This is a genomic window from Streptomyces sp. NBC_00457 (assembly GCF_036014015.1).
In the GTDB taxonomy this organism is placed as follows: domain Bacteria; phylum Actinomycetota; class Actinomycetes; order Streptomycetales; family Streptomycetaceae; genus Streptomyces.
In genome coordinates this window covers 9,720,983-9,735,924 of sequence record NZ_CP107905.1, presented here as the reverse complement: position 1 = coordinate 9,735,924, position 14,942 = coordinate 9,720,983, and the positions used below count along the sequence as shown (strand labels likewise).

At 68.2% G+C, this 14,942-nt stretch carries 9 protein-coding genes and 1 pseudogene; 9 read left to right on the top strand and 1 reads right to left on the bottom strand.

The features are described 5' to 3' along the window. Nucleotides 1-226: 226 nt before the first annotated feature. Complete coding sequence (locus tag OG828_RS44410) at nt 227-1,603, bottom strand: GH1 family beta-glucosidase (protein WP_328370267.1); 1,377 nt, start codon at nt 1,601-1,603, stop codon at nt 227-229. Nucleotides 1,604-1,955: 352 nt separating this feature from the next. Between OG828_RS44410 and OG828_RS44405 the strand changes: the two genes are divergently transcribed. The 9 genes and pseudogenes from OG828_RS44405 to OG828_RS44365 all read left to right on the top strand — a co-directional run bounded on the left by OG828_RS44405 (nt 1,956) and on the right by OG828_RS44365 (nt 14,932). After that, the gene (locus tag OG828_RS44405) at nt 1,956-2,963 is read left to right on the top strand and encodes a LacI family DNA-binding transcriptional regulator (RefSeq protein WP_311590572.1); all 1,008 of its coding nucleotides are present in this window, start codon (nt 1,956-1,958) and stop codon (nt 2,961-2,963) included. Between the two features lie 397 nt (nt 2,964-3,360). Further along, nucleotides 3,361-4,887: an ABC transporter substrate-binding protein gene (locus OG828_RS44400; protein WP_033531061.1), complete on the top strand. Its 1,527-nt coding sequence runs from the start codon at nt 3,361-3,363 to the stop codon at nt 4,885-4,887. Nucleotides 4,888-4,917: 30 nt separating this feature from the next. After that, nucleotides 4,918-5,859, top strand: a complete 942-nt coding sequence (locus tag OG828_RS44395; RefSeq protein ID WP_328370262.1) for an ABC transporter permease — start codon at nt 4,918-4,920, stop codon at nt 5,857-5,859. After that, nucleotides 5,856-7,631, top strand: coding sequence for a dipeptide/oligopeptide/nickel ABC transporter permease/ATP-binding protein (locus OG828_RS44390; protein ID WP_328370260.1), 1,776 nt, complete (start codon nt 5,856-5,858; stop codon nt 7,629-7,631). Before OG828_RS44395 ends, OG828_RS44390 begins: the two co-directional genes overlap by 4 nt. 2 nt (nt 7,632-7,633) lie before the next feature. Then, complete coding sequence (locus OG828_RS44385) at nt 7,634-8,548, top strand: ABC transporter ATP-binding protein (RefSeq protein ID WP_328370257.1); 915 nt, start codon at nt 7,634-7,636, stop codon at nt 8,546-8,548. A gap of 179 nt (nt 8,549-8,727) precedes the next feature. Then, complete coding sequence (locus tag OG828_RS44380) at nt 8,728-11,550, top strand: GH116 family glycosyl-hydrolase (RefSeq protein WP_328370254.1); 2,823 nt, start codon at nt 8,728-8,730, stop codon at nt 11,548-11,550. Next, on the top strand, nt 11,547-12,626 hold the full coding sequence (locus OG828_RS44375; RefSeq protein ID WP_328370251.1) for a family 43 glycosylhydrolase: 1,080 nt from the start codon (nt 11,547-11,549) through the stop codon (nt 12,624-12,626). The genes OG828_RS44380 and OG828_RS44375 overlap by 4 nt, the downstream gene beginning before the upstream one ends. A gap of 361 nt (nt 12,627-12,987) precedes the next feature. Then, nucleotides 12,988-13,893 (top strand): helix-turn-helix transcriptional regulator, encoded by a 906-nt coding sequence (locus OG828_RS44370; RefSeq protein WP_033531056.1) that lies wholly within the window; start codon nt 12,988-12,990, stop codon nt 13,891-13,893. An 80-nt stretch (nt 13,894-13,973) separates the two neighbouring features. Further along, nucleotides 13,974-14,932 (top strand): annotated as a pseudogene (locus OG828_RS44365) (aldo/keto reductase). The last annotated feature ends 10 nt before the right edge of the window (nt 14,933-14,942 follow it).

The following is a 14,942-nucleotide window of genomic DNA, read 5'->3' as shown; positions in this document are numbered from 1 at the left end:
GCGCACAGGCTCGGCGATCGGAGGTTGGGGGAAGAGAGCCCCACAGGTGTTTTCCCCAGTGGGTGTTGCCGCTGCTCAGGAGGTCGGTGAGGCGAGTGACGTACTGCCATCCGAATGTATGGAGACCGGCGCTTCTTTTGTCAGGTGGTGCCGCCCGCCCGTGCTGTCGCTCGGGCCACCACAGCGAAAGGCGTGCGGCCCCGACGGGAAGCGCTCGGTCAGGCGGTCAGGCATTGGCCGCGATCAACCGCTGGTACCAGCGGTAGCTGTCCTTGGGTGTGCGCCGCAGGGTGTCGTAGTCGACGTGGACGATCCCGAAACGCCTGTCGTAGCCGAAGGCCCACTCGTAGTTGTCGAGCAGCGACCAGACGTAGTAGCCGCGTACGTCCACTCCTTCGGCGACGGCCCTTGCGACGGCGGCCATGTGGTCGCGGAGGTACTCGATCCGGTCGGGATCGTGTATCTGGCCGTCGGCGGACAGCACGTCGTCCTCCGCCGATCCGTTTTCGGTGATGTAGATGGGCGAAAGGGCGTCCGCGTACTCGTGACGCAGTGAGACGAGCAGCTCGCGCAGACTGTCGGGAACCACCGCCCAGCCCATCGCGGTGCGCCGAACCTCCGGGATGTCGACCGTCTCGATGCGGCAGTCCGTCGCGGTGCGCAGGGCCGGGTCGGGGCGGCGATGGGGTGCGTCACGGACCACGGTGGGGGTGTAGTAGTTGATCCCGAGGAAGTCCATCGGCGCGGAGATCAGCTCCAGGTCGCCCTCTTGTCGGAAGGTCTGCCGGGTGATCAGCTCACCCCACGTCTCCTCTTCGGCGGCTGGATAGCGCCCGCGCAACAGCGGCTCGGTCCACATCAGCTTCTGCATGGTCTCAGCACGGACAAGGGCCGCGAGATCCGCGGCGGAGTCGGAGGCCGCGGTCACGTGGCTGAGGTTGAGCGTGATGCCCGCCTCCCGGACGCCGGCGGTACGCAGCGCCCGCATCGCCAGACCGTGACCGATCAGCAAATGATGAGCGGCGGCCAGCGCTGGGGTGCCTTCGGCCGCACCGGGGGCGTGATGGGCGTCGGCATACCCCAGAAAGGCGCTGCACCCGGGCTCGTTGAGGGTGATCCAGCGGGGGATCCGGTCGGCCAGGGCGTCGGCGACCAAGGCCGCGTACTCGCCGAACCGTTCCGCGGTGTCGCGTACCCGCCAGCCGCCACGGTCTTCCAGGGTCTGCGGCAGGTCCCAGTGGTAGAGAGTCGCGGCCGGTTCGACGCCGGCGGCCAGCAGTTCGTCCACCAGCCGGGAGTAGAAGTCCAGGCCCTTGTGGTTCACCGGGCCCGAGCCGGTCGGCTGGATGCGCGGCCAGGCGATGGAGAACCGGTATGAGCCGACGCCCAACTCGCGTAGCAGCGCAACGTCTTCGGGGTATCGGTGGTAGTGGTCGCAGGCCACGTCCCCGGTGGCGCCGTGCAGTACCCGGCCCGGCTCGCGGGAGAAGGTGTCCCAGATGGAGGGCCCGCGGCCGTCCTCGTGGACCGCGCCCTCGATCTGGTACGAGGCGGTGGCGGCACCGAACACGAAGTCGGGCGGAAGGGAGGGTAATTCACTCATGCTGTCCTTACCTCTTGTTACTGCTGGAGTCGCCGGTGAGGACGGTCCGAGGCAGGTGTGTGCGTTGTCGTGGGGACGCGCTGCTGGACCGAGTCGCTTCGATGACCATAAGTCTTTGCATCGTTCCATAGAGAGTTCGGCTTAGGAAGGCGCCGGTGCCCCGCTCGATCGCGACCTGCGCAGTTTGGTCTGTCACTGCGGCTGTAGCATGGCGCCCGTGGAAGCTGACGCTGCTGAACCTGGTGCGCAGGACGACCTGCGTGATTCCAGTGGTGGCCGGGCGAGGCCGGTGCGTGCCGATGGCACCATCGGGTCCCGGCCTTCCAGGGTTCGCCGTGCAACGATTCAGGACGTGGCGCGGGAGGCGCGGGTCTCGGTTTCGACCGTCTCCAATGTGATCCGCGATGCCCCCGGTGTCCGCCCCCAGATGAAGGCCAAGGTCGTTGCGGCGATCGAGAAACTGGGTTACCGGCCCCAGGCCGGCGCCCGTGCGATGCGAGGACGCTCCTACACCATCGGCGTCATGCTCACCGAGTTCTCGGCCCCCTTCCAGACAGAGATCGCGGAAGGGATCGCAGACGAGCTGGAGCCGAGTCCGTACCAGGAGATCTTCGTCGCCGGAGGCCTCTCCCCCGAGCGCCAGCAAAGAAGCATCGAAGCCCTCGCCGACAGGCAGGTGGACGGGCTCATCGTCATCGCGCCGGCGATGGCCACCTCGTGGCTGGAGAAACTGGGATCGGGACTGCCCACCCTGGTGATCGCACGGCACGGCGGCTCCGCCCAGTACGACACCGTCGTGGACGACGACCAGGGCGGCGCGCGTCTCATGGTCGATCACCTCGTGGCCCTGGGCCACAAGCGCATCCTGCACACCAGTCATCCGGCGGGACGCCTCAAGAGGCCCTTCGTCCTGGCCCACACCGCGCGATGTGACGGCTATGTCAACGCCATGAAGCGACACGGCCTCGAGCCCGACGTCATCGAGACCACCTACTCGGAAGCAGGCGGGTACCAGGCCGCCCTGGAAGCCCTGGCCAGGCCGACGCCACCGACTGCCGTCTTCGCCGGCGCGGACATCGCCGCACTCGGCGCGCTGCGGGCAGCGGAAGAGCGTGGCCTGAGGGTGCCTCAGGACATCACCGTCGCCGGGTACGACAACATCTATGCCTCGACCATCGGCCGGGTCTCTCTCACGACGGTCGACCAGTCGGGCCACCTCACGGGCCAGATGAGCGCGCGACTCCTGCTGGAGCGGCTGAACGGCCGGACCCAGCCCGTGCACTACGTCGTGTCCCCTCGGCTGATGCCGCGTGGCACGAGCGCGGCCCCGGTACGAAAGTCCGCCCGACGGCTGCCCTGACAGGGAGAGCGAGCCGGTCGGTTCGCATCTCCACACGCCCCCACTGCCATTAGAACGGTCCACGACCTGCGCGTGACGGGAGGGGGCATACCGTTTCGCGCGGCTCGGCGTCCACCAGTGCGCCGACATGAGAGGCCCACTGTTGACCAAACCAAGCCATAGATGCTTTGACCTGCCGTTTTGACCCCCACAGCATGAGCGCGTTACAGAACCGTTACCGCGCAATCACGACGCACTCTCTTGACCGGCCTCCGCCTGCTACCTAGCCTCCACTTGAAACGTTCCATAGAGCATTTTCAGCCGGTACGCCCCTTTGACGTACACCCGGGCGTAGACGTTTCCGCCAGTACTCGCGGCCATATCCGGCCGAACTTTCCCGTGTCCGAAGGAGCCGATCATGCGGCGCACCAAAAGACTTGCTCGCGTATTACTGACCATGACGACGGCCCTGACCTCGCTGGCTGCGCTGAGCGCTTGCACCGACGCGAACACCGCGTCTACGCCCGGGGGTAAGAAGGACACGCTTGTTCTCGGTTCGACCGCGGACATCCAGGGCTGGGACCCGGCGAACCAGCCCTCCTTCCAGGGCTGGCCGGCCGATGCCGTGTACCAGACCCTGACCCGGTTCGACGCTCTGGGCAAGCCCCAGCCGGACGCCGCCACGAAGTGGGAGGTGAACTCCGACAACACCGCCGTGACCTTCCACCTGCGCGAGGGCATGAAGTTCTCCGACGGCGAACCGGTCGATGCGGAGGCCATCAAGGTCGGCTTCGATTACCAGGCATCGCACGGCGGTCAGGCCGCCCGCCTCAGCGATTACAAGGCCACCACCCCGGACTCCATGACCGTGAAGCTCACCTCGTCGAAGCCGGATCCGGGCATCGTGGGCATGGGCGGCATCAAGGTGGCGAGTCCCAAGTACCTGAAGGCCGGCAATCTGAACAAGGCGCCCGTCGGCTCCGGTCCCTACACGCTCGACGCGGCGAAGACGACCAGGGGATCGACGTACACCTTCGTCAAGAACGAGGACTTCTGGGACGCCAAGACCTTCCCGTACAAGAAGCTCGTGGTCAAGGTGCTCAAGAACCAGACCGCCGCGCTCAACGCCCTCAAGACGGGACAGATCGACGGCACCTTGATCCAGCAGTCGATGTACAAGGAGGCCATCGCCTCCGACCTCAGGGTCCTGGGGATGCGCGGTAACACCACACGGCTGCTGCTCATGGACCACAAGGGCGAAAAGATCCCGGCCCTGGGGGAACTGAAGGTCCGCCGCGCGCTGAACATGCTCTTCGACAAGAAGTCCCTGGCGAAGGACTTCTACCAGGGACGGGCCGTTCCGGCGAACCAGATCTTCCGCCCGGGATCGGACGCCTACATCGACGATCTGAAGGATCCATACCCCTACGACCCGGCCGAGGCCAAGAGGCTGATGAAGGAGGCGGGGTACGAGAAGGGGTTCACCGTGACGTTCCCCCTGTTCGGGGGCCTCGGGATGGAGGAGCTCATTCCCGTGGTGGCGCAGGAGTTGAGCCAGCTCAACATCAAGGTGAAGCAGAAGACCCTGTCCGGGCCGACCGCCGTCGAGGAGCTGCTCAGCGGTAAGTACCCGATGATCCTCTGGCCACTGGGCAACTACGGCGACTCGAAGCAGGACATCAAGGACTACGTGCTGGACGACGGCATCTGGAACGTGATGCACCAGCCCGACCCGACGGTGACCAAGCTCTGGGACAGGTTCCTCACCAGTACCGGCCAGGAGGCCAAGGAGATCCAGCAGGAACTCAACCGCTACACCATCGAGCAGGCGTGGAACGTTCCGCTGGCGTACCCGGAGGGCTTCTACGCCTACAGCCCGAAGATCCGGATCCCAGAGATGACCGACTCCAACGCCCTCAACCCCCGGCTGTGGGACTACAAGTAGGCGGGCCGGCACGAGAGATCGGATCCACAGGTGTACCGAGTTCTTCTCAGAAAGTTCCTCCGGGCCGTGACGATTCTCCTCGTCGTCAGCTTCACCACGTACCTCCTCATGTACGGCAAAGGGCCCGGGATCGTACGCGCCGTCCTGGGGCGGGAGGCCCAGGAGGCGGACATCCGGCGGGAAGTGGCCCGGCTCGGCCTCGACCGGCCGCTGCTCGTGCAGTACGGCGACTGGCTCCAGGGGCTACTCACGGGCGACCTGGGCGAATCGCTGTTCACGGGACAGTCCGTGACCTCGCTGCTTGCGACGCGGGTGCCGGTGACGCTCGCCCTGGTCTTCCTGACCTTGGTGATGATGGCCGTCCTCAGCGTCCTGCTCGGCGTCACCGCCGCCGTGCGCGGGGGCTGGATCGACCGGGTGGTCCAGTTCCTGTCGGTCCTGGGGGCGGCCGTCCCGCCGTTCGTGATCGCGATCGGGCTCGTCTTCACCTTCGCCATCGCGGTCCGAGTCTTTCCCGCGACCGGATATGTCTCCCCGGACCAGAGCTTCGGCGGGTGGATCGCCTCTGTCACGCTCCCGACGCTCGCGTTGCTGATCGGGGCGGTCGCCGGAGCAGCCGCGCAGTTCCGGGGAGCGGTCATCGACACCCTCTCCCAGGACTTCGTCCGCACGCTGCGGGCCCGAGGGATCAGTGAGCGCGAGGTCGTCTTCCGCCACGTCCTGCGCAACGCCGGCGGACCCGGGCTCATGACCCTCAACCTGGGCGTCATGACCCTCCTGGGCGGGGCGGTGTTCATCGAGCAGATCTTCGCGCTCCCCGGTCTGGGCTCGGCGGGGCTCGAGGCCTCGCTCCAGGGCGATGTGCCCGTGGTCATGGGCATCCTCGTCGTGGCCATCGCCATCGTCCTAGTCGTCAACCTGTTCGCCGACCTCGCGAACGCGGCGCTCACCCCGAAGGCGAGGACACGATGAGTGTGCCCGAGCATCTCCAGGCCTCCGGGCCGGCTCAAGAGCCGGTGTCGGCGGGAAAGGGCCGGTCCGTCCTGCGGCGGCTCATCGCCGACCCGATGGCGGCCGGCTGCCTGGCCTTCGTCACCGTCGTGGCCGTCCTGGGCCTGAGCAGTCCGTGGCTGGCCCCATACGGCCCCAACTTCACGGAACTCAGCGCCGTGAACGCCCCGCCCTTCTCCCCCGGTCACTTCCTGGGCGCGGACGCGTCGGGCCGGGACATCCTCTCCCGCCTCATGTGGGGAACCCGCCAGACCCTGCTGGCCTGTCTGCTGCTCCTGGCCGTCTCGTCCGTGCTCGGTGTCGTCGGCGGCCTCGTCGCCGGCTTCTACCGGGGCAGGGTCGAAGCCGCCGCGGACTGGGTCTCCGATGTCATCATGACGATGCCCGCGGTCCTGCTGCTCTTCGCGCTGTACGCACGGACCGGCCCCAATATCGCGGTCGCGATGATCGTGTACGGCCTGCTCGTGGCACCGTCGTACTTCCGCCTGGTCAGGTCCGTCGTGGTCGGCGTACGCAACGAGCTGTACATTGACGCCGCGACCGTGGTCGGCCTGTCCGACCTGCGCATCGTGGGCCGGCACGTGCTGTGGGCGGTGCGTGCCCCGGTGGTGATCCACAGCTCGTTCGTGCTCGCCGGGGGCATCGGCGTCGAGGCCGGGGTGAGCTTCCTCGGCCTCGGTGATCCCGCGACGCCGTCCTGGGGATCCGTGCTCCAGACCTCCTTCTCGAGCATCTACACCAGCAAGGCCGCCGTCGCCTGGCCCGCCCTCCTGATCAGCCTGTCGATCCTGGCGCTCGTCCTGCTCGGCAACGCCCTGCGCGACGTCCTCCAGACCTCGGCGCACCGCACGGCGCCCTCGCCGCGCCGGCTGAGGGAGATGATTCGCGAGGCTCGGGAGGGGGTGGAGCCGTCTGCCTCTGCAGTCCCGGCCCCGGACACCGTGCTCTCGATCCAGGGGCTACGCATCGGGTATCCAGACGGCGACAGGGAGATCCGGGAGGTCGTCCACGGCATCGACCTGGAGGTGCGGCGCGGCGAGATCCACGGACTGGTGGGCGAGTCCGGGTCGGGCAAATCCCAGATCGCGTTCGCGACGCTGGGCATCCTTCCCGGTGAGGCCATCGTGCTCGGCGGACGGGTCCTGCTCGACGGCGAGGACCTGCTGGCGAGCGACGATCGCATGCGCCGGGCGCGCGGCCGGCGCATCGCGTACATCCCGCAGGAGCCAATGTCGAACCTGGACCCCTGCTTCACCATCGGCGCGCAGCTCATCCACGGCCTGCGCGCGGTCAAGGAGATCTCGAAGGAGGGCGCCCGGCGCGAACTCCTCGCCCTGCTCGCCCGGGTCGGCATCAAGGATCCGGAACGCGTCCTCCGGCAGTACCCGCACGAGATCTCGGGCGGGATGGCCCAACGCGTCCTGATCTGCGGCGCGGTCGCCTCGGACCCCGACGTGATCGTTGCGGACGAGCCGACGACCGCCCTGGACGTGACGGTGCAGGCCGAGGTCCTCGAACTGCTGCGGGAGCTGCGGGATGAGCGCGGCTTGGCGATGATCCTGGTGACCCACAACCTGGGCGTCGTCGCGGATCTCTGCGACACGGTCAGCGTGATGCGGGACGGGCACATCGTGGAGCGCAGCGACGTGGACTCGCTGTTCGAGGATCCCGCTGTGGACTACACCATGGAACTGCTCACTTCGGCACGCCGTGTCGAGATCGCGGAGGTGTGACCGTGCCGGAGGCCGTACCGAAAGCGCAGACCGTACGGGAATCGGAGCCCGCAGGGGAGTCGGAGCCCGTACTGAAGGTCGAAGACCTCGTCGTACGTTTCGGAGGACGCCGGGCCACCGGCGCCACCGTGATCAACGGTGTCTCCTTCGACCTGCGGGCCGGGGAGACGCTGAGTCTGGTGGGCGAGTCCGGGTCGGGGAAGACCACGATCGGGCGCGCGATCCTCGGGCTCGCCCCGGTGACGGCGGGCACCGTCACGTTCCGCGGGAAGACCGTCAGCAACATCTCACGGGCCCGTCGGCGCGTCCTCGCACGGGACATCCAGGTCGTGTTCCAGGACCCGTACTCCTCGCTGAACCCGTCCATGGTGATCGAGGACATCCTGGCCGAACCGCTCCTCGCCGGCGAGGGCGGCGACGGGCGCACCGCAACAGGACAACGGGCCCGTGTACGTGAACTCCTAGACGCCGTCGGTCTGCCCGCCGACTGCGGACGGCGCACACCACGGGAGTTCTCCGGAGGGCAGCGGCAGCGGATCGCCATCGCCCGCGCGCTCGCTCTGGACCCCGCGGTCATCATCTGCGACGAACCCACCAGCGCGCTGGACGTGACCACCCAGGCCAAGGTGCTCACGCTGCTGAAGGACATCCAGCGCGAGACGGGTGTGGCGTACCTGTTCATCAGCCACGACCTCGGCGTCGTCAACGAGGTGAGCGACCGGATCGCCGTCCTCCATCAGGGGCACATTGTCGAGATCGGCAAGGCGACCGATGTCGCGACGGCTCCCGAGCACCCCTACACACGCAAGCTGCAGATGGCGGCTCCCGTCGCGGATCCGAAGAAGCAGCGACTGCGGCGGGCCAAGCGCCTGGAAACGATGGCGGCGGAGCTTCCGGCTCCCAAGGTCGGGTCGTGAGCGGCGGCGATGCGCGGGTGATTGGCGACTGCGTCTCGAGGGCGTAGTCGCGGTCTGCCGACGGTCCGCGCACGGCCCTGGGCGCGCGGGCCGTCTGAGTACACGCACCACCCACTCCCCTATACGCACCACCCTCCCCTGGACGCATTCCCCCCACCAGTACCCCCGAAAGGACTGCCATGGAGCCGCAGGACAGGTCCGAACCGAACACGACACGCGAGGGCGGAGGCTTCCCACGCAGGGCTTTCCTGCGCGGGAGCGCGGGCGCGCTCTCCGTGGCCGGGCTCGTCGCCGCAGGCGAGTTCGGTGGATTCCCGCCCCTTCCCTCGACCCCGACCGCCCACGCGTCACCGCTCAACGCGGCGAGGGGGCCGGAGGCGGCGTACATCCGCACCTGGGGCCTCGCACCGGACGGCCCCTGCGAGGCGGGGGCCGACCCGGAGTGCCGCACCGGCGAGCCCTCGGGCCTGCGCGGATCCGCAGGCGGCATGAGCGTGCCCGGTCTGGGCATCCCGCTCGGCGGCGTCGGCGCCGGCTCGTTCCACTACAACCTGTTCGGAACCTTCGGGCCGTGGAGCATGGGCGGTTCACAGGCCTCGGACTGGTGGGACATGCGCACGCTGCCCCAGGCGGCCTTCCACGTCCGTGAGCAGGTCCCGGGTGCCTCGGGCGGCCCGACCGTCAAGACGCTCGCCACGCGGCACGACCACATCGCTCCGCAGCGGGATTTCGCCGGGGTTCTTCCGCAGTGGAACCAGCTGAACCCCGGCGACGGCACCTATGCCGCGCTGTACCCGTTCGGCTGGACCTCTTACAACGTGTTCCGGTCACAGGTGTCCATGCGGTTCTGGTCGCCGATCGTGGCCGAAGAGGACGAACGCACCTCCATGCCGGTGGCCTTCTTCGACGTGGAACTGGCCAACCCCACGACGAAGGCCGTCGACCTCTCGGTGATGTTCACCTTCCCGAACGCCACTCCGCATCCGTCGGGCACGACGCGCACCGGGCTCTACAGCCGCTTCGACACCGACGCCCGGTCGGGTGTCGCCGGCGTGACGCTGGGCTCGGACCACCGGACGAACACGCCCGACTCCTACAAGTCGGAGTGGACCATCGCCGCCCTGCCGGCCACCGGCCAGAAACTGACGTACGTCACCTCCTGGAACGGGCCGGGCGACGGGAGCGACATCTACGAGCCGTTCTCCTCCACGGGCAGGCTGCCGAACAGTGCCCTGGACGACTCGGACTCGGCGGGCGCCGTCGCCGTGACCGTGCGGCTGCGGCCGGGCCAGAAGACCACCGTCCGGTACGCCCTGTCCTGGGACTTCCCCCAGGTGTACTACGACGCCGCACCCAGCGGCCGGGCCGTCTGGATGCGCCGCTACACCGAGTTCCTCGGCGCCACCTCGACGGCCACCAACGACTACGTCCCGAACTCGTATCCCTTCAAGCAGGCCTTCACCATCGCCAAGCGCGAGCTGTCACGGCACGACGACTCCCTCGCCGCTGTCGAGGCGTGGTGGAAGCCGATCGCCGAGAACCCGAAGTACCCGGTGTGGCTGCGGAAAGCAGCCCTGAACGAGCTGTTCGGCATGGTCTTCAACGCCTCGTTCTGGGAGGCGGGCCTGGTCAGCAACACCATCACTCCCGCCCCCGGCGGACCGCGCCTGGGCGCGGAGATCCCCGGCACTCACCTCTTCTACACGATCGACGGCGGAAGCGGCGGCGCACCGGCCAATGAGATGGACGTCGACAGCTTCGGGTACCTGCTGTACACGAAGCTGTTCCCCAACATCGAACTCGGGCGCCTGCGCGCCTGGTTGCAGCTGACCAAGCAGGACCGGTGGGGGCGGGTGCCCCAGCAGATCATGTTCGACACGGGTCCGTTCATCAACGCGACCGGAGCCAACCAAGGCGCCCCCTCGGCAACGTCCGAACCCGTCTTCGGCGCACCGCCTCCGGGCACCGACGATCTCGGCAAGCTCTTCGATCCCGCGGGCGGCGACGCGTTCCGGGACTGCTTCCACAAGCTCATCTACCGGGTGTACGCGCTGTACCAGGAGACCGGCGACAAGAGCCTGTTGACCTACGGGTATCCCCAGATGCTGCGGACGCTGAAGCACTCACAGTTCTTCCGCCCGCCCGGCTCCCACCTCCCGGCTGACCCGCCGTCGAACAATCCGCCGAGCACCTACGACCAGCTCCTGGTCAACGGGCACGGCATCTACAACTGCCAGCTGTACCTGCTCTCGCTCCAGATCCTGTCGACGCTCACCCCCGAGGCCAGAGCCCTGGGAGTCCCCGAGGCCACGCCCGCCATACAGAAAGAGCTCGACACCGAACTCGCGGCGGCGAAGGAGGAGTTCGAGGAGATCTTCTGGAACCCCAAGACCGGGCGCTACCGCTACTGCGACGGCACCGGCGGCATAGACGGGCGGACCGGCGACATCTTCGGCGCCAAGAAGCCGGTACTGCCGAAGGACGCGGCCTTCCTGGACGCGTTCTACGCCCAGTGCGTCGCCTCCCAGCTCGGCCTGCCGGATCTGATCGACCTGCGACGTGCCCGCCAGCACTGGCACAACACCCTGGACGCCTTCCTAGCGCCTAAGGACGCCAACGGCGTTCCCGTAGGCCCGCCGATCATTCTCGACGAGAACCTGAAGCCGTACCCGATGGACTACGCCCAGCCTGGCACCGGCCGTTTCGTCCCGGAGATCGCCGACGTGTGGCCCGGCACGACCTGGATGGCGACAGCGGCCGCCGTGCACATCGGCCGCAAGACCGGCGACGGGAAACTCATCGCCAAGGCCCTGCAGATGAGCGAAGCCGTGGCGAACCGGATCTACGACGGCGGCGCCACGACCAAGGGCCATGCCTTCGCCACACCGGAGTCCTGGTTCGTGGCCAACCCGAACATCTCCCGTTACGCGGCCTACGCCCGAGCCCGGTCCGTCTGGCAGCTCGTCGACGCACTCGACACCGTGCAGGGGAGTTCGAAGTGACGACCACACCGCCACCGCCCCAGTCGTCCATACGCCCGGGCCAGGTCTGGTACGACACGGCCGGCCACCGCATCCAGGCGCACGGCGGGTCGATCACGTACCTCGACGGAACGTTCTACTGGTACGGCGAGAACAAGGAACGGACGAAGCCCGGCAGCGGAATCTGGCACTGGGGGATCCGCTGCTACTCCTCCACCGACTTCTACAACTGGGAGGACCGCGGGCTGATCATCCCGCCCGAGCCGGGCGACCCGAACTCTCCTCTCCACCCGGCCCAGCAGGTCGACCGCCCGCACATCGTCTTCAACGCCGCCACCAAGCAGTACGTGTGCTGGATCAAGATCATGGGCGAGGGGAATACCCAGACCAGCACCGTCCTCGTCGCCGACGACTTCCTCGGCCCTTACCGCGTCGTCCGCACGGGGCTGCGCCCGCTCGGCATGAACGCCGGCGACTTCGACCTCGCCGTACATCCCGACGACGGCAAGGCGTACTACTACTTCGAGCGCGTGCACAGCGAGCTGATCTGCGCCGACCTGACCGACGACTACACGAACGTCAACGGCTACTACTCGACCCAGTTCCCCCACCCCCACCCGCCGTACGTCCGTGAGGCACCGGCCCACTTCACGCGGGGCGGACTGCACTACTTGATCACTTCGGGCACCACCGGCTACGCCCCCAACCCGTCGGAGGTGGCCGTCGCACGGACCTTCCACGGCCCGTGGACCGTGCTGGGGGACCCGCATCCCCAGGACACCTCCGGGACGTCGTACCGCTCCCAGATCAGCTCGGTGTTCAAGCATCCGCACAAGAAGGACCTCTACATCGCCCTGGCCGACAGGTGGCTGCCCCACCTGGCACCCGAGCTGGCCGAGCCGATCCAGGAAGAAATGCGCAGGCGCTTCTCCGGAGACGCGACGGAGGACGCCTCCGACACCCCTGCCGTCCTCCCCCCTGAACTGCTCGACCCCGACACTTCCATCGCGGACTACGTCTGGCTGCCCCTGCGCTTCGAAGGAGAGATGGCCTTCCTGGACTGGCACGACGAATGGCGGATCGAGGACTACGACTGACAGACGCGCCGAACAGGCGCCGCGTTGGCGGGAGATGAGGCCGGGCGGAGCACGCGAACCGCCTGCGAGCGGACGGCGCGCCACCTCGAAGTCGTGGGGCGCGCCGTCACTCGGTGGTCAGCGGTGTAGACGAGCACCTCCGGCGCGCCGAGGTCGTCCACTGCCCGGCCGAGCGCGGCCACGAGCTGGATTCGTCGTGATGCGCGGCTGCCGGGAACGGAGATGTTCTACGAACGTCAAGCCTGCACCTCCGGCTCGCCATGTGGCAGACCGCGTTGCAGCCCGGAGTGCTGTTCAGTGCCGTGACAGGGCACCCCATCCGCCTTCCACCCAAGTCGTGTCGTCCCCACACTCGGAAGACATGGATCGTGAGCAACACAGCGGCGGCACCGAGCTGGGGCGCTACCTACGCGCCCGACGGGCCCAGGTGACCCCCGAGGAGGTCGGCCTACCACCCGGTGCCGGCGCGCGTCGCACACCTGGACTGCGCCGTGAGGAACTGGCCACCCTGGCCGGGATCAGCATCGACTACTTCACCCGGCTGGAGCGCGGCAAGGAGACCCACCCCAGCCCGTCCGTCGTCGACTCCCTCGCCCGCGCCCTCCGGCTGGAGGAGCCGGAACACGACCACCTGCGCAGCCTGGCCGCGCATGCCGCGCGTACATCTCCAAAACCGCCCACCGCGCCCACCCGCTCCGTACGGCCCGGAGTAAAGCTCCTGCTGGAGGCCATGCGGCCCCAGCCCGCGCACGTGGTCAGCCGCACGGGCGACGTACTGGCCTGGAACCCGGGCGGACTGCGACTCCTCGCCGGGATGGAGGACTGGCCCGCGAGACAGCGCAACATCGCTCGCTACGTCTTCCTCCACCCCACCGCCCGCGACCTCTTCGACGACTGGGGCAACCAGGTCCGCGGCTGCGTAGCCCGCCTGCGGGCCCTGGCCGGTACCGACCCGGATGCCCCCGACCTCACCCAGCTCGCCGGTGAACTCCTGCTCAAAAGCCCGGAGTTCGCCCGCCTGTGGGAACGCTACGACGTACGCGGCCACTCCTATGGCCGCAAGACGTTCCACCACCCGGACGTCGGCGACCTCACCCTCGGCTACCAGTCCATGCAGCTGGAAGGCACCCCCGGCCACCGGCTGGTCGTGTACCACGCCGAGCCCGGCAGCACCGAGTACGACGCGATGGTCCTGCTCGATCTGGCGGCGTCCGACTCGGCGCACGCGTCACGGATCGGAGCATCGCGTACCGGGTTCGCGGACTGACACAGCACTCACCCCGGCCGGTGCGTCGCCCGCGCACCGAACCCCGGTCCGAACCACCGAAGACCGAAAGGACCAACAGCATGCGCACCACCACCCTCGGCCCCGACGGCCCCGAGGTCGGCGTCGTCGGCCTGGGCTGCATGGGCATGAGCTTCAGCTACGACCAGGCGACCCCGCGTGACGAGGCCGAGATGGTTTCGGTGATCCATCAGTCCCTCGACCTGGGGATGACCCTGCTGGACACCTCCGACGTGTACGGCCCCTACACGAACGAGCAGTTGGTCGGGCCGCCCTGGCGGACGGCCACCGCGAGCGCGCTGTACTGGCCACCAAGGTCGGTGTGCTGGGCAAGGACGGTGCGGTCACCGGCGTCGACGGCCGCCCGGAGCACATTCGTCGTTCGATCGACGACAGCCTCCGGCGTCTGGGCACGGACCACGTGGACCTGTACTACCTGCACCGCGTCGACCCGGATGTGCCCATCGAGGAGAGCGTGGGCGCCCTGGCGGAGGCCGTGTCGGCAGGCAAGGCACGCGCGATCGGCCTGTCCGAGGTGAGTGTCGAGCAGATCAGGCGGGCACAGTCCGTCCACCCGGTCACGGCGGTGCAGTCCGAGCTGTCGCTGTGGACGCGGGACTGGATGGCCGAGGTGCTGCCGTACTGCAAGGAACAGGACATCGCCTTCGTGCCGTACTCACCCCTCGGCAAAGGCTTCCTCACCGGCCGGTTCACCTCGTACGACGACCTGCCCAAGGACGACTTCCGGCGCGGCCTTGCCCGCTTCCAGGACGACGCCCTGGCGATCAACCGCGCCATCGCCGACAAGGTCCGCGAGATCGCCGAGCGCATCGGTGTCACACCGGCGCAGGTGGCGTTGGCGTGGGTGCTGGCCCAGGGCGAGTACGTCGTCCCGATCCCCGGCACCAAGACCCCCAAGTACCTGCTGGACAACGCCGGCGCGGCCGACGTGCGGCTCAGCGCCGACGATCTCGCCGAACTCGATGCCCTGCCCACCCCACAGGGCGGCCGCTACTACTGAGCCGGCGTCG